The 24,977-nt window shown below is 67.5% G+C and carries 29 protein-coding genes; 8 read left to right on the forward strand and 21 right to left on the reverse strand.

Going from position 1 to position 24,977, the window contains the following annotated elements; all coding sequences use genetic code 11:
- Window positions 1-130: 130 nt before the first annotated feature.
- Together ROA7023_RS14320 and ROA7023_RS14325 are read left to right on the forward strand one after the other, a co-directional pair.
- The gene (locus ROA7023_RS14320; RefSeq protein WP_085879724.1) at window positions 131-442 is read left to right on the forward strand and encodes a MocE family 2Fe-2S type ferredoxin; all 312 of its coding nucleotides are present in this window, start codon (window positions 131-133) and stop codon (window positions 440-442) included.
- A gap of 1 nt (window position 443) precedes the next feature.
- Window positions 444-1,238, forward strand: coding sequence for a 3-methyl-2-oxobutanoate hydroxymethyltransferase (locus ROA7023_RS14325; protein WP_085879725.1), 795 nt, complete (start codon window positions 444-446; stop codon window positions 1,236-1,238).
- Between the two features lie 42 nt (window positions 1,239-1,280).
- Here the strand turns inward: ROA7023_RS14325 and ROA7023_RS14330 are convergent, their stop codons facing one another.
- The 12 genes from ROA7023_RS14330 to ROA7023_RS14385 all read right to left on the reverse strand — a co-directional run bounded on the left by ROA7023_RS14330 (window position 1,281) and on the right by ROA7023_RS14385 (window position 12,305).
- A complete protein-coding gene (locus ROA7023_RS14330) occupies window positions 1,281-2,267 on the reverse strand; it encodes an aldo/keto reductase (protein WP_085879726.1) in 987 nt (328 codons plus the stop codon).
- A 21-nt stretch (window positions 2,268-2,288) separates the two neighbouring features.
- Window positions 2,289-3,563 (reverse strand): L-fuconate dehydratase, encoded by a 1,275-nt coding sequence (locus tag ROA7023_RS14335; RefSeq protein WP_085879727.1) that lies wholly within the window; start codon window positions 3,561-3,563, stop codon window positions 2,289-2,291.
- The gene (locus ROA7023_RS14340) at window positions 3,560-4,405 is read right to left on the reverse strand and encodes a fumarylacetoacetate hydrolase family protein (protein WP_085879728.1); all 846 of its coding nucleotides are present in this window, start codon (window positions 4,403-4,405) and stop codon (window positions 3,560-3,562) included. The genes ROA7023_RS14335 and ROA7023_RS14340 overlap by 4 nt, the downstream gene beginning before the upstream one ends.
- 10 nt (window positions 4,406-4,415) lie before the next feature.
- Entirely contained in the window at window positions 4,416-5,135 is a 720-nt protein-coding gene (locus ROA7023_RS14345) for an SDR family oxidoreductase (RefSeq protein WP_085879729.1), read from the reverse strand.
- A complete protein-coding gene (locus ROA7023_RS14350) occupies window positions 5,132-5,590 on the reverse strand; it encodes a MaoC/PaaZ C-terminal domain-containing protein (RefSeq protein ID WP_085879730.1) in 459 nt (152 codons plus the stop codon). Before ROA7023_RS14350 ends, ROA7023_RS14345 begins: the two co-directional genes overlap by 4 nt.
- A complete protein-coding gene (locus ROA7023_RS14355; protein WP_085879731.1) occupies window positions 5,587-6,633 on the reverse strand; it encodes a Gfo/Idh/MocA family protein in 1,047 nt (348 codons plus the stop codon). Before ROA7023_RS14355 ends, ROA7023_RS14350 begins: the two co-directional genes overlap by 4 nt.
- Window positions 6,623-6,955 (reverse strand): L-rhamnose mutarotase, encoded by a 333-nt coding sequence (locus tag ROA7023_RS14360; protein WP_234992241.1) that lies wholly within the window; start codon window positions 6,953-6,955, stop codon window positions 6,623-6,625. Before ROA7023_RS14360 ends, ROA7023_RS14355 begins: the two co-directional genes overlap by 11 nt.
- Window positions 6,952-8,070 carry a mandelate racemase/muconate lactonizing enzyme family protein gene (locus ROA7023_RS14365; RefSeq protein WP_085879733.1) on the reverse strand — a complete coding sequence of 373 codons (1,119 nt, stop codon included), beginning with the start codon at window positions 8,068-8,070 and terminating at the stop codon, window positions 6,952-6,954. Before ROA7023_RS14365 ends, ROA7023_RS14360 begins: the two co-directional genes overlap by 4 nt.
- Window positions 8,070-9,164, reverse strand: coding sequence for an ABC transporter ATP-binding protein (locus ROA7023_RS14370; RefSeq protein ID WP_085879734.1), 1,095 nt, complete (start codon window positions 9,162-9,164; stop codon window positions 8,070-8,072). Before ROA7023_RS14370 ends, ROA7023_RS14365 begins: the two co-directional genes overlap by 1 nt.
- Before the next feature lie 2 nt (window positions 9,165-9,166).
- On the reverse strand, window positions 9,167-10,033 hold the full coding sequence (locus ROA7023_RS14375) for a carbohydrate ABC transporter permease (protein ID WP_085879735.1): 867 nt from the start codon (window positions 10,031-10,033) through the stop codon (window positions 9,167-9,169).
- A complete protein-coding gene (locus ROA7023_RS14380) occupies window positions 10,033-10,929 on the reverse strand; it encodes a carbohydrate ABC transporter permease (RefSeq protein WP_085879736.1) in 897 nt (298 codons plus the stop codon). Before ROA7023_RS14380 ends, ROA7023_RS14375 begins: the two co-directional genes overlap by 1 nt.
- Before the next feature lie 68 nt (window positions 10,930-10,997).
- Window positions 10,998-12,305 carry an ABC transporter substrate-binding protein gene (locus ROA7023_RS14385; protein ID WP_085879737.1) on the reverse strand — a complete coding sequence of 436 codons (1,308 nt, stop codon included), beginning with the start codon at window positions 12,303-12,305 and terminating at the stop codon, window positions 10,998-11,000.
- A 154-nt stretch (window positions 12,306-12,459) separates the two neighbouring features.
- Here ROA7023_RS14385 and ROA7023_RS14390 point away from each other — a divergent pair, with 154 nt between their 5' ends.
- Both ROA7023_RS14390 and ROA7023_RS14395 read left to right on the forward strand, forming a co-directional pair.
- Window positions 12,460-13,248: an IclR family transcriptional regulator gene (locus ROA7023_RS14390; RefSeq protein WP_085879738.1), complete on the forward strand. Its 789-nt coding sequence runs from the start codon at window positions 12,460-12,462 to the stop codon at window positions 13,246-13,248.
- Window positions 13,249-13,360: 112 nt separating this feature from the next.
- The gene (locus ROA7023_RS14395; RefSeq protein WP_085879739.1) at window positions 13,361-14,203 is read left to right on the forward strand and encodes an amidohydrolase family protein; all 843 of its coding nucleotides are present in this window, start codon (window positions 13,361-13,363) and stop codon (window positions 14,201-14,203) included.
- A 16-nt stretch (window positions 14,204-14,219) separates the two neighbouring features.
- Here ROA7023_RS14395 and ROA7023_RS14400 read toward each other — a convergent pair whose 3' ends face one another.
- Both ROA7023_RS14400 and ROA7023_RS14405 read right to left on the reverse strand, forming a co-directional pair.
- Window positions 14,220-15,332: an extracellular solute-binding protein gene (locus tag ROA7023_RS14400; protein WP_200812524.1), complete on the reverse strand. Its 1,113-nt coding sequence runs from the start codon at window positions 15,330-15,332 to the stop codon at window positions 14,220-14,222.
- Window positions 15,329-16,519 (reverse strand): CaiB/BaiF CoA transferase family protein, encoded by a 1,191-nt coding sequence (locus ROA7023_RS14405; RefSeq protein ID WP_085879740.1) that lies wholly within the window; start codon window positions 16,517-16,519, stop codon window positions 15,329-15,331. Before ROA7023_RS14405 ends, ROA7023_RS14400 begins: the two co-directional genes overlap by 4 nt.
- A gap of 365 nt (window positions 16,520-16,884) precedes the next feature.
- Between ROA7023_RS14405 and flhA the strand changes: the two genes are divergently transcribed.
- Genes flhA through ROA7023_RS14425 form a run of 4 tightly spaced genes read left to right on the forward strand, consistent with a single transcriptional unit; the run spans window position 16,885 to window position 21,204 of the window.
- Window positions 16,885-18,978 (forward strand): flagellar biosynthesis protein FlhA, encoded by a 2,094-nt coding sequence (gene flhA, locus ROA7023_RS14410; RefSeq protein ID WP_085879741.1) that lies wholly within the window; start codon window positions 16,885-16,887, stop codon window positions 18,976-18,978.
- A complete protein-coding gene (locus ROA7023_RS14415; RefSeq protein WP_085879742.1) occupies window positions 18,975-19,751 on the forward strand; it encodes a flagellar biosynthetic protein FliR in 777 nt (258 codons plus the stop codon). Before flhA ends, ROA7023_RS14415 begins: the two co-directional genes overlap by 4 nt.
- A complete protein-coding gene (locus tag ROA7023_RS14420; protein ID WP_085879743.1) occupies window positions 19,748-20,824 on the forward strand; it encodes an EscU/YscU/HrcU family type III secretion system export apparatus switch protein in 1,077 nt (358 codons plus the stop codon). The genes ROA7023_RS14415 and ROA7023_RS14420 overlap by 4 nt, the downstream gene beginning before the upstream one ends.
- Window positions 20,821-21,204, forward strand: a complete 384-nt coding sequence (locus tag ROA7023_RS14425) for a hypothetical protein (protein WP_085879744.1) — start codon at window positions 20,821-20,823, stop codon at window positions 21,202-21,204. Before ROA7023_RS14420 ends, ROA7023_RS14425 begins: the two co-directional genes overlap by 4 nt.
- Here ROA7023_RS14425 and ROA7023_RS14430 read toward each other — a convergent pair.
- From ROA7023_RS14430 to fliE, 7 genes are read right to left on the reverse strand one after another with little or no spacing between them, the layout of a single operon-like run.
- The gene (locus tag ROA7023_RS14430; RefSeq protein ID WP_085879745.1) at window positions 21,195-21,734 is read right to left on the reverse strand and encodes a flagellar basal body-associated FliL family protein; all 540 of its coding nucleotides are present in this window, start codon (window positions 21,732-21,734) and stop codon (window positions 21,195-21,197) included. The two genes, ROA7023_RS14425 and ROA7023_RS14430, sit on opposite strands and share 10 nt — an antisense overlap.
- Before the next feature lie 10 nt (window positions 21,735-21,744).
- Window positions 21,745-22,476, reverse strand: coding sequence for a flagellar basal body L-ring protein FlgH (flgH, locus tag ROA7023_RS14435; protein ID WP_085879746.1), 732 nt, complete (start codon window positions 22,474-22,476; stop codon window positions 21,745-21,747).
- 10 nt (window positions 22,477-22,486) lie between these two features.
- Complete coding sequence (flgA, locus tag ROA7023_RS14440) at window positions 22,487-22,900, reverse strand: flagellar basal body P-ring formation chaperone FlgA (RefSeq protein ID WP_085879747.1); 414 nt, start codon at window positions 22,898-22,900, stop codon at window positions 22,487-22,489.
- Window positions 22,900-23,685 (reverse strand): flagellar basal-body rod protein FlgG, encoded by a 786-nt coding sequence (flgG, locus tag ROA7023_RS14445; protein WP_085879748.1) that lies wholly within the window; start codon window positions 23,683-23,685, stop codon window positions 22,900-22,902. The genes flgA and flgG overlap by 1 nt, the downstream gene beginning before the upstream one ends.
- A 12-nt stretch (window positions 23,686-23,697) precedes the next feature.
- Entirely contained in the window at window positions 23,698-24,414 is a 717-nt protein-coding gene (locus ROA7023_RS14450; protein WP_085879749.1) for a flagellar hook-basal body complex protein, read from the reverse strand.
- Window position 24,415: 1 nt separating this feature from the next.
- Entirely contained in the window at window positions 24,416-24,685 is a 270-nt protein-coding gene (locus tag ROA7023_RS14455) for a flagellar biosynthetic protein FliQ (protein WP_085879750.1), read from the reverse strand.
- On the reverse strand, window positions 24,685-24,972 hold the full coding sequence (gene fliE, locus ROA7023_RS14460; RefSeq protein WP_085879751.1) for a flagellar hook-basal body complex protein FliE: 288 nt from the start codon (window positions 24,970-24,972) through the stop codon (window positions 24,685-24,687). Before fliE ends, ROA7023_RS14455 begins: the two co-directional genes overlap by 1 nt.
- Window positions 24,973-24,977: the final 5 nt, after the last annotated feature.

Here is a 24,977-nt window from a genome sequence, read left to right on the forward strand (position 1 = left end):
GATGTTCCGCGCGCTGCTGCGCCAGCGCCGCGACCCCGAATACTACATCCGCAAGGAACTGCCCCCCACCGCGAAACCCTACCGCGAGGAGTTCCACGACCTTCACATCGCAAGACCGGGAGTATGACCGATGGCTGAATGGATTGCCGTTTGCCCCCTCCACGAGATCGACGAAGAGGACGTTGTCCGCTTCGACCATGACGGCCGGACCTTTGCCGTCTACCGCGCCCCGGACGACAGCGTCTGGGCGACCGACGGGCTGTGCACCCACGAGCACGTCCACCTCGCCGACGGGCTGGTGATGGACGAGACCATCGAATGCCCCAAGCACAACGGCCGCTTCAACTACCAGACCGGCGAGGCCATGCGCGCGCCGGTCTGCGTGAACCTCAATACCTATCCCGCGCGTCTGCGGGACGGGACAGTCGAGATCGAGATTTGACATGCCCGCCAAGAGACTGACCGTCGCCGACATGCGTGCCCTCAAGGGCGAACGCCAGCTGACCATGCTGCGCGTCACCACGATGGAAGAGGCCGAGGCGGCGGACGCCGCGGGCATCGACATCGTCTCGGTTCCGCCCGAGCTGCTGTGCCGACCGGATTACCGGGATGCGGCCCCCACCCTGTTCTCGATGCCCGGCGAGAATTACTACGACATCGGCACCTCCGACGATTTTGTCCGCTGGGCGTTCCGGATGCTGCAGCACGATGCGGATGCGGTCTATTGCTCGGCCTCGCTGAAGACGATCAAGGCGATGGCGGACGAGGCTGTGCCGGTGATCGGCCACGTGGGCCTGATCCCCTCGCGCCGCACCTGGACCGGCGGGTTCAAGGCGGTCGGCAAGACCGCCGACAGCGCGTTCAAGATCTGGGAGGCGGTGCAGGCGCTGGAGGCCGCGGGCGCCATCGGCGCCGAAATCGAGGTTGTCCCGGTCGAAGTCGCGCAAGCGATCTCCGAGCGGACCCCGCTGATCATGCTGTCCATGGGTGCGGGCGCGGGATGTGATGCGCAGTATCTCTTTGCAGAGGACATCCTGGGCGCCCATCGCGGACACATGCCGCGCCATTCGAAGGTCTACCGCGATTTCGCCGGAGAGTTCGAACGGCTCCAGCAGGAGCGGATCGCCGCCTTCAGCGAATACCGCACCGACGTGGAGACGGGGGCCTTCCCGACCGATTCCTATGTCCTCCGGATGGACCCGGACGAGATGACGAAGTTCAGGTCGAAACTCGGCTGACGACCGTGCCGGAGTTGGTCCGGCACGGCCCTGCACGAAGGTTCAGGCCGGGCGCGGCGGGCCTTCGCCCGCGCCGGTCTCTTCGATGGCGACGGCGATCGCCTCCATGTCGCCCGCGTCGAGCCGCATGCTGGCGGCCGGAAGCCAGCCGTCCACCTGCTCGGGCGAGCGGGCCCCGACGATCGTGCCGCTGAGCCCCGGCCAGGCCATGCACCAGCCCAGCGCGATGGCGCCTTGCGAGACCCCGTGCTTTTCGGCGATCGGCTTCAGCGCCTCGGCCAGCGCCAGGTTCGCCGCCAGCGCGTCACCCTGGAAATCGGGGTTTTCGCGCCGCCAGTCGTTCTCGTCCAGCGCGGCCGCGCGCTCGGCGGTGAATGCGCCGGTCAGCAGCCCCGCCTGCATCGGGCTGTAGCAGATCACGCCGGTCTGCCGCATCTCGCACCAGGGCAGGACGGTGTTGCCCGCGGTCCGCTTGATCGCCGAGAACGGCGGCTGCAGGGTCTCCACATGGCCGATCTGCTCGGCCTCGGACAATTGCTCCACCCAGTGGTTCGAGAGGCCGACATGGGCGGCGAGCCCGTCTTCCTTGAGCTTCAGCATCGCGCCCCAGCTCTCCTCAAGCGAGACGTCGTCCGCGGGCCAGTGCAGCTGATAGAGGTCGAGCTGCTCGACCCCGAGCCGACGCAGGGACTCCTCGCATTGCGCCCGGATGTTGGCGGCGATCCTCTGCGGGTTCTTGCCCTCGGAATCCCGGATGATCCCGCCCTTGGTAAAGACATAGGGCCGGTCGTCGGTGCCGTAGGGCTCCAGCGCGGCGCGGATCACCTCTTCGGAATGGCCGTTGCCATAGACCGCGGCGGTGTCGATCCAGTTGATGCCGGCCTCGACGGCGTGGCGGATGGCGGCGATGCTGTCGGCATCGACCTGCGGACCCCACATGTTGCCCCCGATCGCCCAGGCGCCGAAGCCGGTGCGCGTGATGTCCATTCCCGTCCGCCCGAAGGCGCGGGTGGGCAAATCTGTCTGCATGTCGTTCCCTCCTTGCCGGCCCTAGCCGGTGAACCGGAAGGCCGTTCTTGTCTCCTCGCGGATCTCGATTGAAAAGCCGGGCGCCTCGGGCGCAAGGTAGGCCCCATTGGCCACGCGGCACGGATCCGTGAAATGTTCGTGCAGGTGATCGACGTATTCCGTCACCCTTCCGTCACGTGTACCGGAAATCGCGACAAAGTCGATCATGCTCAGGTGTTGCACGTATTCGCACAGGCCGACACCCCCCGCGTGGGGCCAGACCGGCAGTCCGGCCTTGGCCGCCATCAGCTGCACGGCGAGCACTTCGTTCAGACCGCCAAGGCGGCAGGCGTCGACCTGCACCACGTCGATGGCGCCGGCGGCGATGAATTGCTTGAACATCACCCGGTTCTGGCACATCTCGCCGGTGGCGACCTTTACCGGGGCGACCGCCTCGCGGATCGCGCGGTGGCCGAGGATGTCGTCCGGGCTGGTCGGCTCCTCGATGAACCAGGGCTCGGCGAAGGCCAGCTGCCGGACCCAGTCGATGGCCTGATCCACCTCCCAGACCTGGTTTGCGTCGATCATCAGCGTGACCTCGGGCCCCAGCTCCTTGCGGGCGATGGTCAGGCGGCGGATGTCGTCGTCGAGATCCTGGCCGACTTTCATCTTGACGAAGCCGAACCCGTCGGCCTTGGCCTCGCGGCACAGGCGGCGCAGCTTGTCGTCGGGATAGCCCAGCCACCCGGCGGAAGTGGTGTAGCAGGGATACCCCTCTGCCCGCAGCGCCGCGATCCGCGCGGCCTTGCCGGGCGCGGCCTCCTGCAGCAGCTCCAGCGCCTCGCCCCGGTCGAGGTAGTCGGTCATGAAGCGGAAGTCGGGGATCCGCACGATCTCTTCGGGCGGCATCTCTCCGACGAGGCGCCAGACGGGCAGGCCCGCCTCGCGCGCCATCAGGTCCCAGACCGCGTTGACCAGCGCCCCCGCGGCCAGATGGATCACACCTTTTTCCGGGCCGACCCAGCGCAGCTGGCTGTCGCCGGTCACGGCCCGCCAGAAGCCTGCCGGATCGGCCCGGATGTCATCCGTGTCCCGGCCCACCACCTGGCCGCGCAACGCCTCGATCGCGGCAACGCACAGCTCGTTGCCCCGGCCGATGGTGAAGGTCAGGCCGTGGCCTGACTGCCCCCCGTCAGTCTCCAGCCGCAGGTAGGCGGCGGAATAGACCGGGTCGGGGTTCATCGCGTCGGACCCGTCGAGACCGCCCTCGGACGGAAACCGCAGGTCCCAGGTGGACAGGCCGGTGATGCGGCTCATGTATCGGCCACCACGTCCTGGCGCTGCTGGCCCAGCCCCTCGATCCCAAGCTCCACGACCTCGCCCGGCTTGAGGTAGCGCTGAGGCTTCATCCCCATGCCCACGCCGGGCGGGGTGCCGGTGGAGATCACGTCGCCGGGATGCAGCGTCATGAACTGGCTGAGGTAGCTGACAAGGTGCTTGACGCCATAGACCATGGTGGTGGTCGAGCCGTCCTGCATTGTCTCGCCGTTCAGGGTCAGCCACATCTTGAGGTTCTGCGGGTCGGGGACCTCGTCCTTCGTCACCAGCCACGGGCCCAGCTGGCCGAAGTTGTCGCAGCTCTTGCCCTTGGTCCATTGCCCGGCGCGCTCGATCTGGTAGGCGCGCTCGCTGACGTCGTTGGTGACCGCGTAGCCGGCGACATGGTCCATCGCCTCGTCCTCGGTGACGTATTTTGCGGGCTTGCCGATGATCACGCCCAGCTCGACCTCCCAGTCGGTCTTCTCGGAGCCGCGCGGGATCACGATCGGGTCGTTCGGGCCGCAGATCGCCGAGGTGGCCTTCATGAAGATCACCGGCTCGGGCGGCACGTCCATCCCGCTCTCGGCGGCGTGGTCGGCATAGTTGAGGCCGATGCAGATGAACTTGCCGGTGCCCGCGACGCAGGGGCCGAGACGCGGAGTGCCCGCGACAATGGGCAGGGCGTCGATGTCGGCGGCGGCGATGGCGGCCAGCCCCTCGGGGTGCAGCGCGGCGCCCGCGAGGTCGGGCACGATGCCGGTAAGATCGCGGATCGTGGCGTCGGTGTGCAGGATACCGGGCTTTTCGGCGCCCGGTTCGCCATAGCGAAGCAGTTTCATGTCTCTTCCTTCAAATGGTCCAGCCGCCGTCGATACAGACGGCTTGCCCCGTGGTATAGGTCGCGCCTGCAAGATACACGGCGAGATCGGCAATTTCCTCGGCCTCGCCGATGCGCCCCATGGGCTGACGGGCGATAAATTCGGCGCGGGCCCTGTCGTAATCCCCGGTCGCCGAAAGCCGATCGTCCAGCGAGGGCGATTGCACCGTCCCCGGGCAGATCGCGTTGCAGGTCACACCCCCGGCGACATAGTCGGTCGCCACGGATTTCGTCAGGCCCAGCACCGCCGCCTTGGACGCGGAATAGACGAAGCGGTTGGGCACCCCCTTCACGCTGGAGGCGACGCTGCTCATGTTGATGATCGCGCCCCGGCGCCGCTCCAGCATCCCCGGCAGGACGGCGCGGATCATCCGGATCATCGCCTTGAGGTTCAGGTCGAGAGCGAAATCCAACTCTTCGGGCGCGGCCTCCAGGATGGTCCCGCCGTGCACGACGCCCGCGCAGTTGAACAGCACGTCGACCCGGCCGATCTCGGCCACGAGCGCGGTCACCGCGTCGTCCTCCAGAACGTTCAGCCGATGCGTCGGGCAGTCGAGACCGGCCAGGCCCTCCGCGTTGATGTCGGTCGCGTGAACCGTCGCGCCCGCCCGCAGGAACGCCTCGACCGAGGCGCGGCCGATCCCCTGGGCCGCAGCCGTCACCAGCACCACTTGACCCGTCAGGTCGCTCATGCGGCGGCCTCCTTCTTCTTCTGGACGATGTAGATATGTTCGCAGGCCAGCACGACCTCGTCGCGCTGGTTCAGCACCTCGACGGTCTCGAACAAACGCCCCGAGGCCGGCCGCTTGGGGTCATCCTCCTTGCGGGCGGCGGTGACCCGGGTGCGTATCGTGTCACCGATGAAGACCGGCCGGACAAAACGCAGCCGGTCGTAGCCATATGAAAAGGCGAGCGGATTGATCTCGGTCGCGGTCAGGCCGATGCCGATGGCGAAGATCATCGTGCCGTGGGCGATGCGGCCGCCGAACTCGGATTTCGCCATGAACTCGGCATCCATGTGATGCGGAAAGAAATCGCCGGTGTGGCCCGCGTGGACGACGAAATCGGTCTCGGTGATCGTGCGGCCGTAGGTCTCGCGGGTCTCGCCGACGGCGATCTCTTCGAAAGGGCGTGGGCGTTCGGTCATGGGGCCTCCGGGATCGGTGTCATCGGCGCGGCGGAGGAGGCATAGCAGGCCTCGACCAGCGCCATCGTCCGCCAGCCGTCGGCGACCGGGGCGATCAGCGCCTCCTCGCCGCCGGCGGCGCGTTGCAGGTTGTGCATGCGGCCGGTGAAGCTCTCGGTGAACCAGGAACCGGCGAGCGGGACAGCCTGCCAGCCGCCGCCGGTGTTGACCTCCAGCACGTCCGGTTCCCCACGCGGATAGTCGAGGTTGACGCCCAGCTTCATGTAGGCCGCCCCCTTGGTGCCCGCGACGCGCATCTCGCAGGCCTGGTGCGGGCGGCCGAAATCCCAGTCGTGATTGACCGACAGCACGCAGCGCAGGTCCTCGCCGTAGTCCAGGATCGCGGCCGTGCGGGTCTGCGCCACCTCGTGCGACGGGTGGCCGATGGTCTTGGCGTGCACTCCCTTCGGGTCGCCGACCAAGTGGCGGATCAGATCGAGGTAATGGATCGAGTGCATCGCGATCTCGATCCGCGGCAGACCTTCGAGGAACTTCCAGAGCCCCCAGGGCGTGGCCAGCACGCCATGCATCTCGATATCCGTCACCTGCCCCAGCAGACCGCGGTCGATGGCGTCCTTGAGCGCGACGGCCATGGGCGCGAACCGCAGCTGAAAGTTGACCGCGGCCAGCAGCTCCCTTTCCTGGCAGACGCGCATGATCTCCGAAGCGCCGTCAAGATCCGGGCCCATGGGCTTCTGGATCAGCACGGGCGCCCCATGGGGCAGACCGCGCAGCACGCCCGCATGTGCCGCGGGCGGGGTCGCAAGGTCGAAGACCGCGCCCTCGACGGCGACGGCCTCGTCCGCCGAGAGGGCGGGCACCCCGTGCGCCCCAGCCAGGGCACGGGCCTTGTCCGCGTCGGGATCGCAGATCCCCGCGACCTCGTAGCCGCCGGCGGCCCAGGCCGGCAGGTGCGCGTCGCGCACGATGGACCCCGCGCCGAAGATCACGATCGGCCGGCGCACCTTGGGTGCCGGCCAATCCTGCTTCAGGTCAGTCGACATGGAAGACCTCTTCCATTGGCGCCCACCATTCGCCCTCGGCGCGGGTGTCGAGCGGGGCCTGCTTGGGCTCGTTGATCGCCCACCAGCGCTGGGTCTCGGGATCGGCGGCCATCTTCGCCTGGTCGGCCTCCCAGTCGTCGCCGTGATATTCCATGTAGGCGAACATCAGCATTTCGGGCTCGCGCAGGAAGATGGAGTAGTTGCGGATCCCGCAATCGTGGATCTTGGCCAGCACGCCGGACCAGACATCGGCGTGCAGCCTTTTGTATTCCTCCATCTCCTCGGGCTTCAGCCCGATCACCTGTGCCATTCTGATCATCATCCATCCTCCCCGATGCGCGTGGTGAATTCGGCCACCGCGCGGCGGTCGATCTCTTTGTCGTCCCAGTCGATCCCGATGCCCGGTGCCCCGGGCGCCCGCGCCTCGCCGTTCTCGATTGTCAGCCCGGATCCGGTGATCTCGTCAAGCTGAGGAATGTATTCGACCCAGGCACCGTTGCGGACGGCGCAGACGAGGCTCGCGTGCAGCTCCATCAGGAAATGCGGCGCGACGGCCAGACCGTGGCACTCGGCCATATGCGCGACCTTGAGCCAGGGAGTGATCCCGCCGATCCGGCCCGCATCCACCTGGATCACGCTCGCCGCCCCCCGCGCGACATACTCGGCGAAGTGCCGGATGGAATAGAGCGACTCGCCCACCGCGACCGGCATCGGCGCAATGCGGGCAAGCTCCGCGTGGCCCTCGATGTCATCCGCCGCAAGCGGCTCTTCGATCCAGGCGAGGTCGTAATCCGCAAGCGCCAGCGCCCTGCGGCGGGCGGAATCGCGCCGGAAGCCCTGGTTGGCGTCGGTCATGATCTCGTAGGACGGTCCGACCGCATCGCGCAGCGCCCCGATACGGGCGGCATCCTCGGCCGCCGAGGGCTTGCCGATCTTCACCTTGGAGCCGCGAAAGCCCCGTGCCTGCGCGGCGAGCGCATCGTCGACCAGCGCCTCGGCCGGCAGGTGCAGCCAGCCGCCCTCGGTCGTGTAGCAGGGGGCCGAGTCCCGCGCCCCGCCCGCCAACCGCCACAGCGGCAGCCCCGCCCGCCGGCAGCGCAGATCCCACAGCGCGATGTCGATGGCCGCCAGCGCGATCGAGGTGATCGCCCCCACCGTGGTCGCATGGGTCGCGAATTCGAGGTCGTTCCAGATCGCCTCGACCTCCTCGGCCTCGCGGCCGATCAGCCGTGGCACCAAGTGGTCGGACAGCAGACGCATCACAGACGAGCCGCCGGTCCCGATGGTATATGAATACCCCTGACCGACCGCGCCGTCGGTGTCGGTCACGGTGACGATGGGGGTTTCCTGGCTGACAAAGGACTGGATCGCGTCCGTCCGCACCACCTTCGGTGCCAGATCCACCATCCGCAGCCGGACATGTGCGATCCTGGCCATTATTCCGTCCTCAGCGACCGGCCGGTTTCGGCATCGAAGAGATGCGCACGGGACAGGTCCATGTGAAAGCCCAGCACCTCTCCGCGCTTGACGATGCGCGGGTTCAGCATCCGCGCCGTCCAGCCCTTGCCGCCGAAATCGACGAACAGAAGCGTCTCGTTGCCCAGCGGTTCGCTCAGTTTCACGGTCAGGTCGCGGGGTTCGACCGCATCGCCGCCCTCGGTATGGATGCCGTGGCCCTGGGGATAGATGTCGTCGGGGCGCAGGCCCAGCACGACGTTCTGCCCGTCCTGCGCCGCGACGCCCGGCGGTAGCGGCAGCTCGGCCTCGTCCGACAGACGCAGATTGCCGCCCACGACCCGCGCGTCGGCCATGTTCATCGGCGGCGAGCCGATGAAGCCGGCCACGAACTGCGTCGCGGGCCGGTTGAACACCTCGTCCGGAGAGCCGACCTGCTCGATCCGGCCGTCCTTCATGATGACGATCCGGTCGGCCAGGGTCATCGCCTCGACCTGGTCGTGGGTCACGTAGACGATCGTCGACTCAAGCCGCGCGTGCAGCTCCTTGATCTCGGTCCGCATCTGACCACGCAGCTTGGCGTCCAGGTTCGACAGCGGCTCGTCGAACAGGAACACGTCGGGGTCGCGCACGATGGCCCGACCCATGGCGACCCGCTGGCGCTGACCGCCGGACAATTGCGCCGGGCGCCGGTCCAGCAGCGCCTCGATCTCGAGCACGCGGGCCGCCTTGGCGACGGCTTCAGCGATCTCGGCCTTGCCGCGGCCGGCGATCTTGAGGGTGAAGCCCATGTTTTCGCCCACGGTCATGTGCGGGTAGAGCGCGTAGGACTGGAACACCATCGAGATGTTCCGGTCGCGCGGCGGCAGGTCGTTGACCACGCGGTCGCCGATCCGGATGTCGCCCGAGGTGATGTCCTCCAGCCCCGCGATCATCCGCAGGGTCGTGGACTTGCCGCAGCCCGATGGCCCCACCAGCGCCACGAACTCCCCGTCGGCGACGTCGAGGTCGATCCCCTTCACCGCGTGGAAACTGCCGTAATTCTTGTCGAGCCGGGAAAGCGAGAGCGTTGCCATGGTCAGCCTTTGATTGCGCCGGACGTCAGCCCGGAGACGAGGTGTTTCTGCACTGCATAGGTCAGCAGCAGGGCCGGAATGATCATCACGACGGCGAGGGCGCACATGCCCCGCCAGTCAATGGTGAACTCGGCGGTATAGTCGAGCAGCCCCACCGGCAGCGTCTTGCTCGACGTCGAGCGGGTCAGCTGCGAGGCCAGGGCAAACTCGTTCCACGAGGTGAGGAAGGCGAAGATGCCCGCGCTCGCGATGCCGGGGCGGGCCAGCGGGAACTCCACCTGCCAGAACGCCTGCCAGCGCGTGCAGCCGTCGATCTGCGCGGCCTCGGCCAGGTCCTTCGGCACCTGGCGGAAGAAGCCGTCGATCAACCAGATCGTGAACGGCACGTTCAGGGCGGTATAGGCCAGGATCATGCCCGCATGGGTGTCGATCAGCCCGACCCGCGCGTAGAGGAAGAAAAGCGGCAGCGACAGCGCGATGCCCGGCACCGCCCGCGTCAGCATCAACCCCAGGAACCAGCCGCCCTTGAACCGGAACCTGTAGCGGGCGAAGGCGTAGCCACCCGACATCCCGATTGCGAGCGAGATCACCGTCGAGGTGACCGCGATGATCATCGAGTTGCGGAAGTATTGCAGAACCGGGATGCCGCCCTGCCCGATGCCCGAGAACATGTCGCGGTAGGCGTCGAACGACAGCTGGTTGGGGATCCAGACCGGGGGCTTGGCCATGATCTCGACCGTTGGCCGCAGGGAGTTCAGCACGATCCAGAGGCCGGGCAGGCAGATGATCGCCATCGCGATGAACAGCGCGATATTCAGCGCCCAATTCGTGGCGCGTCGTTTCAGGCGGGCGGTCTTGTTTGCGTCCATCACCAATCCGCCGCGACCTGGGCCCGGGCCTTGCCGAGCTGTGCGAAGAAGAAGGCCGTGAAGGCAATCGACAGCAGGATCGCGACATAGGCCATGGCATTGGCCATCCCCATCCGCGCGTCCGAATAGGCGGTGCGCGCGATCAGCGTCCACAGCACCTCCGTCCGGCCGGCGGGGCCGCCGTCGGTCATGATCTTGATGATGTCATAGGCCCGCGCGACGTCCAGCGACCGGATCGTCATCGCGATGAACGCGAAGGGCATCAGGAACGGCCAGGTGACATAGCGGAAGGTCTGCCAGGGGGTGCAGCCGTCGACCCTTGCCGCCTCGATCGGTTCTCGCGGCATCGCCATCAGCCCGGCGAGGATGAAGATCGCGAAGACGGCCGTGGACGACCAGACCTCGGCGGTGGTGATCGCGATGAAGGCCAGCCGGCCGTCGATCAGCCACGGGATCGCCTGGTCGGTGAAGCCCAGCGATTGCAGGGCGTTGTTCACCAGGCCGATGTTGTCGTTGAACATGAACTTGAACTGGAAGCCCACCAGGATCGGCGAGAACATCATCGGAAACATCAGGATGGTCCGCAGCATCCGCTGACCGCGGCTCGCCCGCTCGACCAGCAGCGCGAGGCCCAGGCCCAGCACCATCTCGAGGTTCAGCGCCACCGTCAGCAGCAGCACGGTGCGCCCGAAGGCGACCCAGAAATCCCCGTCGGTGAAGATGCGGCGATAGTTCCGCAGGCCGATGAAGTCATAGATCGTGTCCGGCCGGGTCAGCCGGAACGGCGTAAAGCTCGACCACAGCGACAGCAGCAGGGGCAGCAACACAACCGCTGCAAGCACGATCACGGCCGGAAGCAGCAGCGCGACGTGCGGCGGCAAACGCCAGGCTTTCATCGAAGGCTCCGTTCAGAAAGAGCCGGTGGGCGCCCGTAAGGCGCCCCCCGGCAGGGAGGAAAGGGAGATCAGAGCTCGCCGGCGTCTTCGAGGATCATCGTCGCCTCGTCGGCCGCTTCATCGAGGGCTTCCTGCGGGGTCTTGTCCCCCAGGATCGCCGCCTGAAGCTCCGGGTAGAGCACGTTGGTGATCTCGATCCAGCTCGGCGTCTGCGGCACCGGGAACGCGGTCTCGGCCGCGGTCTGGAAGGCGGCCAGCACTTCGGACCGGTAGGGGTCGTCGGCGGCCTCTTCGATCACATGCGCCCAGACCGACTGCCGGGAGGGCAGCGGGCCGGCGGCGCTCTCGAGCATCTGGCTTTCCTCGTTGGTCAGGAACCAGACCAGCGACGCGGCCGCCTCGGGGTTGGCGCAATCCTCGGTCACGCTGAAGCCGTGGAACCCGGACCAGCCGGAGCGGATGCCGGCGCTGCCGGTCGGTGGCGGCGCGACGCCCACGTTGCCCGCGACCTTGGACGCCTCAGGATCGTTGAAGAAGCCCGCCCAGCCGGGCCAATCGAGGTTGAGCGCGACGGTGCCAGAGGCGAAGCCCTGCCCGAGGTCGTCCCAGAGGTAGTTCGGCACGCCCACGGGCACCGCATCGGCGGCATAGAGGTCGACGAACCAGTTCAGCGCCTCGACCCCGGCCTCGGAGTTGAAGGCAGGCTCGCCCGCGTCGTTGAGGAATTCGCCGCCGTTGGCGATCAGGATCTCGTAGAACCGGCCGGCGATGGCCTCTTCCTTGCCGGCATATTGCGTGCCGTAGAAATTCGGCGCGTCGGCGAAGAACATCGCCTGGTCGGAGACCTGGTCCCAGGTTTCCGGCACCGTCAGCGGATAGCCGTATTCGGCCTCGAACGCGGCGGCCTGCTCGGGGTCCTCGTAGAGGTCCTTCTGGTAATAGAGCGCCGAGACGTCGAACTGCGCCCGCGGCAGCATCACCAGCCGGTCATTGAGCGTGGCCGAGGCGAGGTTGCCCGGAACGAAATCGCTCAGCGCCTCTTCGGGCAGGTATTGCCGCAGGTCGACGTAGATGCCGGGATATTGCGGCGCGAAGGACGAGTGATTCGACCCCACGCACCAGTTCAGCTGACCGGTGGCGATGTCGGACTTGATCTCGCGGTCCAGCTCGAAGTGGTTCTTCTTGCTGATGACGTTGACCGTGGCGCCGGTGGCCTCCTCCCACTCGGCGATGCGGTTGTAGAGCGCCTCGTATTGCTGCCCGCCGATCAGCTTGGCGTCGATGGTCACGCCCTCGAAGCTGCCCGGCAACTCCTGCGCGGCAAGACCTGTCGCGGCAGCGATCAGCGCCGCGCTTGCGGTCGTCAGATATCTCATTGTCGTCCTCCCTGAACTCCGCAAGGACGCCTTCGCGTCCTCACTTGTGGATAATATCTTCATATGCAAATCAACATTGGGGGGCGTGTCAAGGATTTCCGCTGGAAACCGTCGCGGTATTTGCCCATGAAAGATCATCTTCATCGAGGACGACATGGCACAGACCGAAGACCGCTATCGTGCGCCCGCCCTGGACAAGGGCCTCGATATTCTGGAGTTGCTGGCCGGGATCGAGGGGGGTCTGACCCAGGCCGAGATCGCCAAGCGCCTCGGCCGCAGTCCCAATGAGTTCTACCGCATGCTCGACCGTCTCGCGCGGCGCGGCTATGTCGCCCGGGTCGACGGCGACCGCTATGCCCTGACGCTGAAGCTGTTTGGGCTGGCGCAGATGCACGCCCCGCCGCGGCGCCTCGCCTCGCTGGTCACGCCGCTGATGCGTGACCTCGCGGCGCGCACCCGGCAAGCCAACCAGCTCGTGGTGTTCGACCGGGGCCACCCGGTCGTGGTCGCCCAGCAGGAGGCGCCGGGCTACTGGGGCATCTCGATCCGCGTTGGCTCTCATATCGGGCTGTTCGACACCGGGTCGGGCCATGTCCTGCTGGCCTTCGCAAGCCCCGAGCGGCGGCAGGCGATGGTGGCCGAGAACCGCGACACCGGCGCCCCGGCCCGCGACATCCCCCCCGCGCTGGAGGCCCGTTTCGAAAAGATCCGAGCGGAAGGCTTCGAGGCGATGCCCTCGGCGCAGACCGCCGGGGTGACCAACCTCTCCGCCCCCGTGCTGGCCCCGGACGGCGAGGCCATGGCCGCGGTGACGATCCCCTACCTGCCCCTCGTGGACCGGGCCGAGGCGCCCGGCGTCGAAGAGGCCGTGGCCGCCCTGCTCGAAACCACGACGGCCATGTCCGGGGTCACCGGCCATGGGACCGAGGACGAGGGGGCCTAGGACAGGGGGCAAGACCGGGGCGCCAGGCCTCGGGCCAAGATGGGGAGACATTTGCATCTGAATGATTCATTCTCGGGTGAATGCAATTCGGAACCGCCCGGAGGAGGACCAGATGCACCCCGATATCCTCGACACCCACCTTCACCTCATCGACCGTGCGCGGCTCGACTACCCCTGGCTTTCGGACGCCCCGCCGCTCGACCATGACTGGCCGCTTGCCGATTACGCGGCCAAGGCGCGCCGGGTCGGCATTTCGGGGGCGCTGCACATGGAGGTCGACGTCGCCGACGGCCGGATCGAGGATGAGACGAGCTGGATCGAGGATCTGGCCGCCGAGGGCAGCTTTCCGATCCGCGGCATCCTCGCCGCCGCGCGGCCCGAATCCGCCGATTTCCCCGCCTGGCTGGAGCGGACTGCCGAGCGGCCGCTGGTGAAGGGCGTGCGCCGGCCGCTGCACGTGGTGCCCGACGACACTTCCCGGTCGGAGCTTTTTCGCGGCAACATCCGCCGCCTGGCCACCGCCGCGCTGCCCTTCGACATCTGCGTCGCCGCGCGACAATTGCCGCTGGCGATCGAGCTGGCCGACGCGGCCCCCGAGGTAAGCTTTGTCCTCGACCACTGCGGCGTGCCCGATATCGCCGGCGGCGCGTGGGACAGCTGGGCCGGCGATATCGCCCGGCTGGCCGAGCGGCCGAATGTCTGCGCCAAGATCTCCGGCGTGGTGGCCTATGCCGGCACGGATTGGGCCCTGCCGGGGCTGTCGCGCTGGGTCGATCACGTGGCCCGAAGCTTCGGCCCCGATCGTCTCGTGTGGGGCGGGGATTGGCCGGTTTGCACGCTCGGGGGCGGGCTCTGCACCTGGGTCGCGGCCACCCGGGCCATCGTCGCGGACTGGAGCGCCGACGACCGCGCCGCGCTGTTCGCCGGCAACGCCACGCGGATCTGGTCGCTCTGACGGCCGCGGGACCCGGTCAGCCGGCCCCGAAACTTTCGACGAACAGCCGGTCGAGGTCGTCGAGTGCCGCGTCGATCCGGCCGTCCTTCAGCGCGGCGCCGACACGCTCCGACGCCGCTTGCTGGAACGGCATGTAGCCGTCGTGGCGCGGTCGCATCCACGCCATGTCCAGCGTCGCCAGCGTGCCGGAATAGAACCCGCCCGCCTCGGCATCGACCCCCGGCAGCGTCCAGGCACCGCGATGCCCGGCCTGCCCGCCCGCGAAAGGCCAGGGACCTTCCTGCGCCACCGGGCCAGCAGCGTGCCGGGCAAAGGCCACGGCCGCCTCCGGCGCCTTGCAGCGGGCCGAGACGGCAAGCCCCGTTCCGCCCAGCGCACTGCCCCTCGGGCCGGCGCCCTTCGTCGCTTCGGGAATGTCGTGGAACGCGATCCTGTTCGGGCGGGTGCCGGCGATGGCATAGCTCACGTAGCCATAGATCAGGGGGGCGCAGCTCAACCGGTTCCCCTCGGCCATCTCCTCGAGGACGGCGATCGGGTCCTGGTCGTTGCAGACCGGATCGACCGCCCCGGCCAGCGCCGCCAGAAGCTCCAGCGCCCGGACCGCGCCTCTCCGGTCGCAGAACGGGGCGTCGCCATCCACCCGGCAGGGGGTCCCGAGATTGGCGCAGAGCGTGTAGAAACTCATCAGGCTGTGCGGCGGCCGCAGCGGGATCGCCACGCGCCCCTCGCCCGCAAGCCGCAGGACCTCATCCCAGTCTGACGCCGGCCCGCCCAGGTCCGGGCGCACGGCCTGGACCTGGGCCGCCGCATCGACCGGCCAGGCCCATTGCCGACCTTGCCAGGTGTAGCTCTCGAACGATTGCCCCAGCGATCCGGCCGCGATCTCGGGCGCGTCGGGCAGCGGCAGCAGGCAGCCCTCGGCAGTGATCTGGCCGACGTGGGGATGGTCGATGATGATCAGGTCGTATCGCGCGGCGAGCTCCTCGACCGGGTAGCTCTCGAAATCCTGCAGCGAGCGGCGATCCCACGTGATCTCGACCCCGTGTTCGCTGCGCCAGGCCTCGGACAGGGCCACCAGCGGATCCACTCCCCTCGGGTGGTCCCAGGTCATGCCGCGCAGCCGGATCACAGGCCGAACTCCGCCCGGATCGCATCCGAATGCTCGCCGACCTGCGGCGCGGCCCGGCCGCCGCCCGGCCTTTTGCCGTCGATCGTAAGCGGCGAACGCGTGGTCTCGATCACCACGCCGTCGTCCCGCCTTACCGTCTGCAGCATGTCCAGACGGCGGAAGGCATCGGCCCCGGTCAGCCCGTGCCAGTCCAGCACCTCCGAGCACCAGATGTCGGCCGGCTGCAACACGGCCAGCCAGTCCGCCACCGGCCTCTCGGCCACCCGCGCCCCGACCAGCGCCTTGATCTCGTCCCGGGCGCGAAAGGCGTCGGCCGGATCCCGGTCCGCGAGGGCCGGCAGCTCCAGCAGCGCCGCGAGCTTGTCGAGCGGGGTCATCGCGAGCGCCAGATAACCGTCGGCCGCGGCATAGACGCCGTAGGGCGCCCCCAGATAGGCATGGGCCCCGTTGGTGGCTGACCGCGACGGGGTGCGCCGGCCATCGTTGAGCCAGGTGGTCAGCACCTCGAATTGCAGATCGACCAGCGCCTCCAGCAGGCTTGTTTCCACGTGCCGCCCCTTGCCGTCGATCCCGCGCCGGACCAGCGCCGCCAGGATGCCCTGGCTCAGCGCTACGCCGGCGAACATGTCACCCACAGCAAGGCCGAAGGGCACCGGCCCCTGGGTCGCATCGCCCGACAGCCACATCAGCCCCGACCGCGCCTGCGCCAGCAGGTCCTGCCCCGGCAGTTTGACCCAGGCGCCATCAGTGCCGTAGCCCGAGATCGAGCCGTAGATCAGCCGCGGGTTCAACGCGTGCATCGCCTCCCAGCCGATCCCGATCCGCTCCGCGACACCGGGGCGGAAGTTCTGGATCAGGACGTCGGCCTGCCGCACCAGCCGCCCCAGCGCCGCCAGGTCGGCCGGGTCCTTGAGGTCAAGCGCCAGGCTCTCCTTGCCGCGATTGATCGCGTGAAAGATCGTCGAATCGCCCCCCAGCTCGGTATCGGAGAGATACAGCTGGCGGCTGAGGTCTCCCTGCCCCGCCCGCTCGACCTTGATGACCCGCGCCCCGAGATCGGCCAGCCGGAGCGAGCAATATGGGCCGGACAGGAACTGGCTGAGGTCGACCACCAGAAGTCCCTCTAGCGGCCGTTCGGGGGCGGCGTCCTGCGCAGATCGGAGGGTATGCGTGTCGGTCGATGTCATGGCAATTCTTCTGTGAAGGCTCTCATCACATATGAATGATGCGCAAGAGGGCCATCCGTCAAGTCCGCGGGCGAGAATCGCCCGCCGAACCCTGACACCGGGCGCCTGAACGCGGCGCTGATCCTTAGCATTGTTCCGATTTTGTTAGGAACTTGCCGGTAGAAAGCAGTTGGAAAAAGCCACGATCGGTAACCAAGACCCGTGCGAGCCATGCAAAGCCCCCGGACATGCAACATTTCGCGACGAGGATGGCGCGACCGGCCGGATGGCCTGCCCGGTCCCGGCCGGCGCAGGTACGCGATGGGCGGGCCCGTGGCGGCCCCGCCGGTATGGCGTGAACCGCCCCTGACAGGAGCGTTGCTCTGATGTTTTCGCAAGGAATAGGCTCGATCTTTCGCCCGACGGTGATGCTGGCACTGGCGCTGATGGCGATCATCGCGATGATGATCCTGCCCATGCCCGCATGGGTCCTGGACATCGGGCTTGCGGCGTCATTCGCGCTCGCGATCCTGATCTTCACCGTCACCCTGTTCATCGAACGGCCGCTAGACTTCTCGGCCTTTCCGACGATCCTGCTCGCCTCGCTGATGCTGCGGCTGTCGCTGAACGTGTCGTCCACGAAACTGATCATCGGCAACGGCCACACCGGCACGGGCGCGGCGGGCGACGTTATCCAGGGGTTCGCCAATTTCGTCATGGGCGGCAGCGTCTTCCTGGGCCTCGTGGTCTTCTGCGTCCTGCTGATCGTGAACTTCATGGTCATCAACAAGGGCGCGACCCGGATGGCCGAGGTCGGAGCGCGCTTTGCCCTGGACGGGATGCCGGGGCGGCAGCTTGCGATCGACAGCGACATGAATGCCGGCGCCATCGACCACGAGGAGGCCAAGCGCCGGCGCGAAACCGAACTGGCCGAGACCACGTTCTTCGGCTCGCTGGACGGCGCGTCGAAATTCGTGAAAGGCGACGCGATCGCGGGCCTGCTGATCACCCTGCTGAACCTGGTCATGGGCCTCGTGATGGGCACCGTCGTTCACGGCATGCCCCTGGGCCAGGCCTTTGAAACCTATGCGATCCTGACCGTCGGCGACGGCCTGGTCAGCCAGATCCCGGCGGTCATCATCTCCATCGCCTCCGCCCTGCTACTGGCCCGCGGCGGCGCGACCGGAGCGACCGACCTGGCCATCGCCGCCCAGCTTGGCCGGCACCCGGCGGCTCTCGGCACGGTCGGCCTTCTGATGGCGCTGTTCGGCCTGGTTCCCGGCCTGCCGATGTTGCCCTTCCTGCTGGGCGCGGCCGTCCTGTTTTGCAGCGCGTACCTGATCTCCAAGAGCCAGAAGAAGAAGCTCGACGAAGAGGCGGCGGCAAAGCAGCAGTCCAAGCCCGCGGAGAAGGTCAGCTCGTCGCTCGGCGACATGCTGGACCTCGACGATATCCACGTGGAATTCGCCCCCGACCTGGTCGAGATGGTGCTCGACCCAGGGACCGGGCTGGATGCGCGAATCGCCAACATGCGCAACCATGTCGCGACCCAGTTCGGCGTCCTGCTGCCCGAGATCCGGCTGACCGACAACGCGGCCCTGGCGGCGGGCCAGTACATCATCAAGGTCCAGGGGGTGGAGCAGGCCAAGGCGATGCTTCGGCCCGACCAGGCGCTGGCCCTGCTACCCTCGGCCGAGCTCAGCGACATTCCCGGCGAGGACGCCAAGGAGCCGGTCTATGGCGCTCCGGCGCGCTGGATCGACCATTCGGTGCAAGAAGCCGCCGCGCTGGAGGGGCTCACCGTCGTCAACCCCGCCGAAATCCTGGCCACGCACCTGCTGGAGGTCATCAAGTCCAATTTCTCGCGCCTGATGAGCCACAAGGCCCTGCGGCGTCTGCTCGACGAGATGACCAACCTCACCGATACCAACCGGGCCGAGGCAAACAAGCGGATGCTGGACGAGCTCATTCCCGACAAGGTGCCGATGGACGTGCTGCTGACCGTGCTGCGCCTGCTGCTGGAGGAGCGCGTCTCGATCCGCAACCTGCCCCTGATCGTGGAAGCCGCCGCCGAGGGCCGGCAGCTTCACGCGACCGCAGAGGGCATCGCCGAACACGTCCGGCAGCGCCTGGGCTTTCAGCTCGTGGCGGAGTTCAGGCGCGCCGACGGCACCATCCCGCTGATCCAGCTCGCGCCCGAGTGGGAAGAAACGTTCATGACCTACCAGCTGGGCGGCGAACGGGGCGGCGGGGACGTGGCGCTGCCGCCGGACGAGTTCAACCGGCTGGCCGGCGCCATTGCCGCCAAATGCGCCGAAGCCGGTGAGGGCGGGTCCTTCCCGGCGCTCGTCACCTCGATGCGGCGGCGGCGGTTCCTGCGCACGGTCCTGGCGGCGAAAGGGATCCAGAACCCGGTCCTGTCGTTCGAAGAGATCGGCGTCGACGCCCGCCCGTCCCTCGTCGGGCTCGTCGCCGCATGATGTCCGAGCTCGCCAGCGTCCTTCCCATCGCCGAGGCCGGCCTTTGGGGCATCTGGTGGGTGTTTTTACGCGTGGGCGCGATCATGGCGATGCTTCCGGCCTTCGGTGAACAATCGGTGCCGTTGCGGATCCGGCTCGGCCTTGGTGTGGCGTTTACCCTGGTGATCTTTCCCGCGGCCGTGACGCTTTCGACCGGGATGACGAGCGCCCCGAGCTTCGTCGCGACCATATCGGAGCTTCTGGTCGGGCTGATGTTCGGCCTGTTCCTGAGGTTCTTCGTCATGGTCCTGCAGATCGCCGGCACCATCGCCGCCCAGTCGACCTCGCTCAGCCAGATCTTCGGCGGATCCGCGGGGTTCGAGCCGCTGCCGGCCATGGGCCATGTGCTCGTCGTCGCGGGGCTCGCGCTCGCGACGATCCTGGGCCTGCATGTTCATGCGGCGGAATACATGCTGCTGTCCTACCAGCTGGTCCCACCTGGCGTCATCCCGTCAGCCGACGTGGTCGCCGAGATCGGCGTCCAGGAGGTGGGGCGGACCTTTGCGCTGTCCTTCACGCTCGCCGCGCCCTTCGTGATCGCGTCTCTGCTCTACAACGTGACGCTCGGCGTCATCAACCGGGCCATGCCGCAGCTCATGGTGGCCTTCGTCGGCGCCCCGGCGATCACCGCGGGGGGCCTCGCGCTGCTCGCCATCGCGGCGCCGATCCTGCTCGGGCTCTGGAGTGACAAGCTCTTCGCCTTCATGGCCAATCCGTTCGGAGGCCCGCCATGAGCGAGGAAGACGCCAGCGAAAAGTCACACGAGCCGTCTCAGAAAAAGCTAGACGATGCCCGCAAGAAGGGCGACGTCCCCAAATCCGTCGACCTGACGACCGCCGCGGCCTACGGCGGGCTGCTGATCGCGGCGATGGTCTTCGGCGCGACCTCGATCACGGACCTCGGCAGCGCCCTGATGAGCCTGCATGACCGCTCGGCCGAAATCGCCGCGGAGATCTTCGACGGCGGCGCCCCCTTCCAGGGAGAGCTCACCAGACAGGTCGCGGCCAGCATGGCGCCCTGGTTCGGGATCCCCGCGATACTCGCGCTGCTCTCGGTCATCGTCCAGAAGGGGCTGGTCTTTGCGCCGGTCAAGCTGCAGCCCAAGCTTTCGCGGATCTCCCCGATCTCGACGGCAAAGCAGAAATTCGGGCGGAGCGGGCTGTTCGAATTCTTCAAGAGCTTCCTGAAGCTGTCGATCTACTCGGTCGTGCTGTTCATCTTCCTGTCGACCAAACTGCCTCGGATCATGGCGACCATGAGCCTGGAGCCGACCCTTGTCGTCGCCGAATTGTCCAGGCTCACGCTCGAGCTCATGCTGATCGTGCTCGTGGTCGCGATCGCGATCGGCGGGCTCGACGCGCTGTTCCAACATGCCGAGCACATCCGCAAGAATCGGATGAGTCGCAAGGAGATGACCGACGAGCACAAGCAATCGGACGGCGACCCCGCGATGAAGCAGCAGCGCCGGGACCGCGCCGTCCAGATCGCCATGAACCAGATGCTCGCCGACGTGCCGGACGCGAGCATCGTCATCGTCAACCCGACCCACTTCGCGGTCGCCCTGAAATGGGATCGCATGTCGCCGGGTGCGCCGCTCTGTGTCGCGAAGGGGGTGGATGAGGTGGCCCTGACGATCCGCCGGATCGCGGTCGAGAACGGCGTGCCGATCCACTCTGATCCGCCGACGGCCCGCGCACTTTTTGCGGATGTGGAGATCGGGGCCGAGATCCACCCGGACCATTACCGCGCTGTGGCGGCCGCCATTCGGTTCGCCGAGAAGATCAGGCAGAGGGCTGGCCGCACATGACCCATGACCTCAAGAAAATCGCGGTCCTTCGCCGCATCTCGCAGGCCTCCTGGGAGATGGAGCAGGCCCGGTTGGGCGCCCTGAATGCCGAAGAGGCCGCCCTGCGCGAGAAACTGGACAGCCTCGACCGGGGCCGCAAGTCCCGCGCGGCGGAACTCAACGCCGGGCCCGACGCGGCGCGGCTGGCTGGCGCCGACCCGCTCTGGGAGAACTGGATCGACAGCCGCCGGGCCGCGATGATGTCGGAGCTCGCGCGGATCAGGGCAAGAAAAGAGGCCGCCCGGGAAAAATTCGGGCGGGCCTACGGCCGCAAGGAAGCGATCGCCGAGATCGAGGCCCGGGTCCGTGCGCAGAACGCACGGAAACCGCCCTATTCCTGAACGTCCTGCCGGACGATGTCGATCACCAGAACGTCCCGAATCTGCGGCCCGAGCGTCGATTGCGCCGCGTCCCGCAGGGCGGTCCGCAGGACGTTCATGTTGCTGATGCTGGTGAAATTCCCGGCGAAACCGCCGATGTTGGCATGGTTGAACAGGACCTGGAGAAAGGCGTCGCGCAGCTTGGGCTCGTGCGCGAAGACCGCCTCCCGCGTGCCCGCATCGACTTCGACGCTCAGAGACAGCACGACGAGCGCACCGACCTGCCCACCTTCGACCACCGGCACGACGAACTGATTGTTCAGCCTGACATATTCCCGCTCTTCCTCGGCTTGGCCGCCCGAGGAATCCTCGTGCCCCGCGACCTCGGCCGCGGGGGTGTGCGTGATGTCTCCGCAGGGGCCGACGGTGTCAGGCAGCTCCGCCTCCGACGGGGGCTCGGTCGGCTCTGCGGGGGCCAGAAACTTGCCCACGCCAATGCCGGTCCCCGAACCGAGGGCCAGCAGCGCGAGGGGCAGCAGAATAGCTTTCATGTCGAACCTTTCAGAAAGGCAGGAGGGCGTCGGCCACCTGCTGGCCATACCGGGGTTGCTGGACGTCCGAGATCAGGCCGCGCCCGCCGTAGGAGATCCGGGCCGAGGCGATCTTGTCATAGGCGATCTCGTTCTGACGGGTGATGTCCGCGGGGCGGACGAACCCGGAGACGAGCAACTCCCGCAATTCGTGATTCACGCGCACCTCCTGGCTGCCCGAGATCGCGAGGACCCCGTTCGGCAGCACGTCCAGGATCGTCGCGGCGACGCGCAGCTCCAGCCGTTCGTTGCGCCGGACGGAGCCGTCGCCATCGGAGGCGCTGGACGAGGTGATCGACACCGCGTTCTCCAGCCCCGCTCCCTCGGGCAGGCGCGAGGCCTGGCGCTGGGGAAAGCCGAAGAGCTGCGGGATCCCCATCTGCTCGGAGCCTGAGCGCGACCGCGAGGTGGAGTTGGAAATCTCGGCCCGGTCATCAATCTCGATCGCGACCGTGAGGATATCGCCTCGCTCCATTGCGCGCCGGTCGCCCAGCAGCGAGCCACGCTCGCCGGTCCAAAGCGATGCCGGCGCCAGCGGCGCGGCGACGGGGGCCGTGACGTCGCGCAGCGGCAGGCCGTAGGTCATCATCGCGTTGTGCTCGTCGGTGGCACGGGTCGCGGTGATTTCCGGCGGGCGGCCGAGATGTTCGAATTGGGTGCAGGCCGACAGGGCCGCAATGGAAACCAGGATCAACGAACGCATCTGAATATCCTTAATACGAGACATAGGCGGCCCCATCCGGTCCGATTCTGGCGGACACGGTGGTGCGCGAGGAGAGGTTCATGACGCGAATGATCTCACCTGGGCCGGCGCGATCGAGCGCACGCCCCTCGGTCGAGATCACCACGCCGCTCTGGGAATAGATCAACGGAACGACCGCGTTCCGTTCGACCGTTGCCGGCGGCCTGACATCACCGGGGCGGACCGGGCGGCCGGCATAGAGGGCGACCCGCGCTTCCTGGCCGATGAACAGGTCGAGGTCCGCGGCCCCGCCGGCGACGTCCATCGGCTGGATCACGACGTCGCCGGGGCCGATGACCTCCTGGGCGCGGATCGTGCGCGCCGCGACCACCGTCTCTGCGGCGGCGGGCCCGGCGAGAAGAAGGAGGGCGAGCGCGAATTTCATCACCGGATCTGCACCATCGAGCCCATCATCTGGTCCGCCGCGCTGATGACCTTGGAATTGAGCTCATAGCCGCGCTGCGCCTCGATCAGGTCGGTCACCTCCTTCACGGGATCGACCGAGCTGTCCTCGAGATAGCCCTGGCGCAGCACGCCCAGACCTTCCTGCCCCGGCGTCGCGACCAGCGAGGGCCCGGAGGCCTCGGTTTCGACGAAGAGGTTGGACCCGATCGCTTCCAGCCCACGGGGGTTGGTGAAGCCGGCGAGCGTCAGCTGGCCCAGCACCTCGGGCTCGACCCGGTCGGCGAAATAGGCGTAGACCTCGCCCTCCGCGTTGATCGAGATCGAGCGGGCATCGCGCGGAATGACGATTTCCGGTGAGACCGGGTAGCCGTCGGAGGTGACGATCAGCCCCTCGCCCGTCCGTTTGAGACCACCGTCGCGGGTGTAGGCCGCGCGCCCGTCGGGCAGGGTCGCCTCGAAATACCCGTCGCCCTCGATGGCCATGTCGAGATCGCCGCCGGTGGCCGACAGCGCCCCCTGGGACAGCATCATCGCCACCGAGGTCGGCCGCACGCCTAACCCCAGCTGGATGCCGGTCGGAAGGATCGTGCCGTCCGAGGCGTTGATCGTCCCGGGGCGGGCCAGCTGTTGATAGTGCAGGTCGGCGAACTCCGCGCGGCGCGCGTTGAAGCCGGTGGTGTTCATGTTCGCGAGGTTGTTCGAGATGACTTCCACACGCATCTGTTGTGCGGACATCCCCGCGGCGGCGATCTGTAGGGCGCGCATTGGGCTACCTCCTTACCTTGTCATGGATTGCAGGGCCGCACGGATGCGGGAGTCTTCCTTGTCGAGGAAGGACTGGCCGAGCTCGTAGGCCCTCTGCACTTCGATCATCCGGGTGATCTGTTCGATCGGATTCACGTTGGATTCCTCGAGAAAGCCCTGGAGCACCCGGGCCTCGAACGCGGGCTCGACCCCCTCGTCGGCGCGGAACATCACCCCGTGCTCGCGGATCATGGCCTGGGGGTCGATGGGGCGGACCACGCCGATTTCCCCGACGGGCTGGCCGTCGGCGCTGAGCGTGCCGTCCGCCGAGATGCCAAGGCTCGCGACACCCTGCGGCACGAAGACCGGGGCCCCGCCCGGGCCGAGGACCGGATAGCCGTCCGCGGTGACCAGGTCGCCCTGGGCGTTGGGCATGAAATGCCCCGCCCGGGTCAGCCGCTCGCCCTCGGGGGTCTGGACCATGAAGAACCCGTCGCCCTCGATCGCGAGGTCGAAAGTGCCGCCCGTGGCGGTCATCCCGCCCTGGACGAGATCGGTCACGCGGCCGGCGGCCCGGCCCATCGAGACGCTTTCGAACCCCGGGCCGAGTGCTGCGACATATTCCGAGAAGACCACGCCCTCGGCGCGATACCCGGTTGTCGAGGCGTTCGCGATATTGTTCGCCACCACCCGCATCTGGGACATCAGCCCCGATTGCCGGGACAGCGAGGCATAGGTCGCGTTCTCCATCTCAGCCTCCGACGATCATCGGGACGAGGGTGTCCTGGAAATAGGCGCTGATGGTCTGGGTCATGAACCCCATGCTGGCCCAGAAGACCACGATGATCGCGCCCAGCTTCGGCACGAAGGTCAGCGTCATCTCCTGGATGGATGTCAGCGCCTGGAACAGGCCGACGATCAGGCCGGCGGCCAACGCGACCGTCAGGATCGGCATCGAGGTGACGACTGCCACCCACAGCCCTTCGCGCAGGACGTCGTAGAATTCGCCTTCGTTCAGCATCAGACCGGCATCCTCAGGATTTCCTGGTAAGCCTCGACCACCTTGTCGCGAACGGCGACGGCCGTCTCGAGCGCGATCTCGGTCTGGGTCAGGGCCTGCACCAGGGTGTGCGGGTCGGCGTCGGAGGTCATCGCGGCCATCGACGCCTGCTCGCTTTGCTGCAGCGTCTGGTAGAAATCGCTGGCGGCCTGTCCGATCGCGGCGCCCCCTTCCACGCCTTCGGCGGGTGAGGTGGCGGTGCGATTGGCTTCGTATTGGCGGGCGACAAGATTCGTTCTGATATCCATGTCTG

This window comes from Roseisalinus antarcticus, assembly GCF_900172355.1.
GTDB classification, from domain to species: domain Bacteria; phylum Pseudomonadota; class Alphaproteobacteria; order Rhodobacterales; family Rhodobacteraceae; genus Oceanicola; species Oceanicola antarcticus_A.

Excerpts from the sequence above, each read along its gene's own strand:
- ROA7023_RS14320 (WP_085879724.1), top strand. The coding sequence starts at position 131 with ATGGCTGAATGGATTGCCGTTTGCCCCCTCCACGAGATCGACGAAGAG.
- ROA7023_RS14325 (WP_085879725.1), top strand. The coding sequence starts at position 444 with ATGCCCGCCAAGAGACTGACCGTCGCCGACATGCGTGCCCTCAAGGGC.
- ROA7023_RS14330 (WP_085879726.1), bottom strand. The coding sequence starts at position 2,267 with ATGCAGACAGATTTGCCCACCCGCGCCTTCGGGCGGACGGGAATGGAC.
- ROA7023_RS14335 (WP_085879727.1), bottom strand. The coding sequence starts at position 3,563 with ATGAGCCGCATCACCGGCCTGTCCACCTGGGACCTGCGGTTTCCGTCC.
- ROA7023_RS14340 (WP_085879728.1), bottom strand. The coding sequence starts at position 4,405 with ATGAAACTGCTTCGCTATGGCGAACCGGGCGCCGAAAAGCCCGGTATC.
- ROA7023_RS14345 (WP_085879729.1), bottom strand. The coding sequence starts at position 5,135 with ATGAGCGACCTGACGGGTCAAGTGGTGCTGGTGACGGCTGCGGCCCAG.
- ROA7023_RS14350 (WP_085879730.1), bottom strand. The coding sequence starts at position 5,590 with ATGACCGAACGCCCACGCCCTTTCGAAGAGATCGCCGTCGGCGAGACC.
- ROA7023_RS14355 (WP_085879731.1), bottom strand. The coding sequence starts at position 6,633 with ATGTCGACTGACCTGAAGCAGGATTGGCCGGCACCCAAGGTGCGCCGG.
- ROA7023_RS14360 (WP_234992241.1), bottom strand. The coding sequence starts at position 6,955 with ATGATGATCAGAATGGCACAGGTGATCGGGCTGAAGCCCGAGGAGATG.
- ROA7023_RS14365 (WP_085879733.1), bottom strand. The coding sequence starts at position 8,070 with ATGGCCAGGATCGCACATGTCCGGCTGCGGATGGTGGATCTGGCACCG.
- ROA7023_RS14370 (WP_085879734.1), bottom strand. The coding sequence starts at position 9,164 with ATGGCAACGCTCTCGCTTTCCCGGCTCGACAAGAATTACGGCAGTTTC.
- ROA7023_RS14375 (WP_085879735.1), bottom strand. The coding sequence starts at position 10,033 with ATGGACGCAAACAAGACCGCCCGCCTGAAACGACGCGCCACGAATTGG.
- ROA7023_RS14380 (WP_085879736.1), bottom strand. The coding sequence starts at position 10,929 with ATGAAAGCCTGGCGTTTGCCGCCGCACGTCGCGCTGCTGCTTCCGGCC.
- ROA7023_RS14385 (WP_085879737.1), bottom strand. The coding sequence starts at position 12,305 with ATGAGATATCTGACGACCGCAAGCGCGGCGCTGATCGCTGCCGCGACA.
- ROA7023_RS14390 (WP_085879738.1), top strand. The coding sequence starts at position 12,460 with ATGGCACAGACCGAAGACCGCTATCGTGCGCCCGCCCTGGACAAGGGC.
- ROA7023_RS14395 (WP_085879739.1), top strand. The coding sequence starts at position 13,361 with ATGCACCCCGATATCCTCGACACCCACCTTCACCTCATCGACCGTGCG.
- ROA7023_RS14405 (WP_085879740.1), bottom strand. The coding sequence starts at position 16,519 with ATGACATCGACCGACACGCATACCCTCCGATCTGCGCAGGACGCCGCC.
- flhA (WP_085879741.1), top strand. The coding sequence starts at position 16,885 with ATGTTTTCGCAAGGAATAGGCTCGATCTTTCGCCCGACGGTGATGCTG.
- ROA7023_RS14415 (WP_085879742.1), top strand. The coding sequence starts at position 18,975 with ATGATGTCCGAGCTCGCCAGCGTCCTTCCCATCGCCGAGGCCGGCCTT.
- ROA7023_RS14420 (WP_085879743.1), top strand. The coding sequence starts at position 19,748 with ATGAGCGAGGAAGACGCCAGCGAAAAGTCACACGAGCCGTCTCAGAAA.
- ROA7023_RS14425 (WP_085879744.1), top strand. The coding sequence starts at position 20,821 with ATGACCCATGACCTCAAGAAAATCGCGGTCCTTCGCCGCATCTCGCAG.
- ROA7023_RS14430 (WP_085879745.1), bottom strand. The coding sequence starts at position 21,734 with ATGAAAGCTATTCTGCTGCCCCTCGCGCTGCTGGCCCTCGGTTCGGGG.
- flgH (WP_085879746.1), bottom strand. The coding sequence starts at position 22,476 with ATGCGTTCGTTGATCCTGGTTTCCATTGCGGCCCTGTCGGCCTGCACC.
- flgA (WP_085879747.1), bottom strand. The coding sequence starts at position 22,900 with ATGAAATTCGCGCTCGCCCTCCTTCTTCTCGCCGGGCCCGCCGCCGCA.
- flgG (WP_085879748.1), bottom strand. The coding sequence starts at position 23,685 with ATGCGCGCCCTACAGATCGCCGCCGCGGGGATGTCCGCACAACAGATG.
- ROA7023_RS14450 (WP_085879749.1), bottom strand. The coding sequence starts at position 24,414 with ATGGAGAACGCGACCTATGCCTCGCTGTCCCGGCAATCGGGGCTGATG.
- ROA7023_RS14455 (WP_085879750.1), bottom strand. The coding sequence starts at position 24,685 with ATGCTGAACGAAGGCGAATTCTACGACGTCCTGCGCGAAGGGCTGTGG.
- fliE (WP_085879751.1), bottom strand. The coding sequence starts at position 24,972 with ATGGATATCAGAACGAATCTTGTCGCCCGCCAATACGAAGCCAATCGC.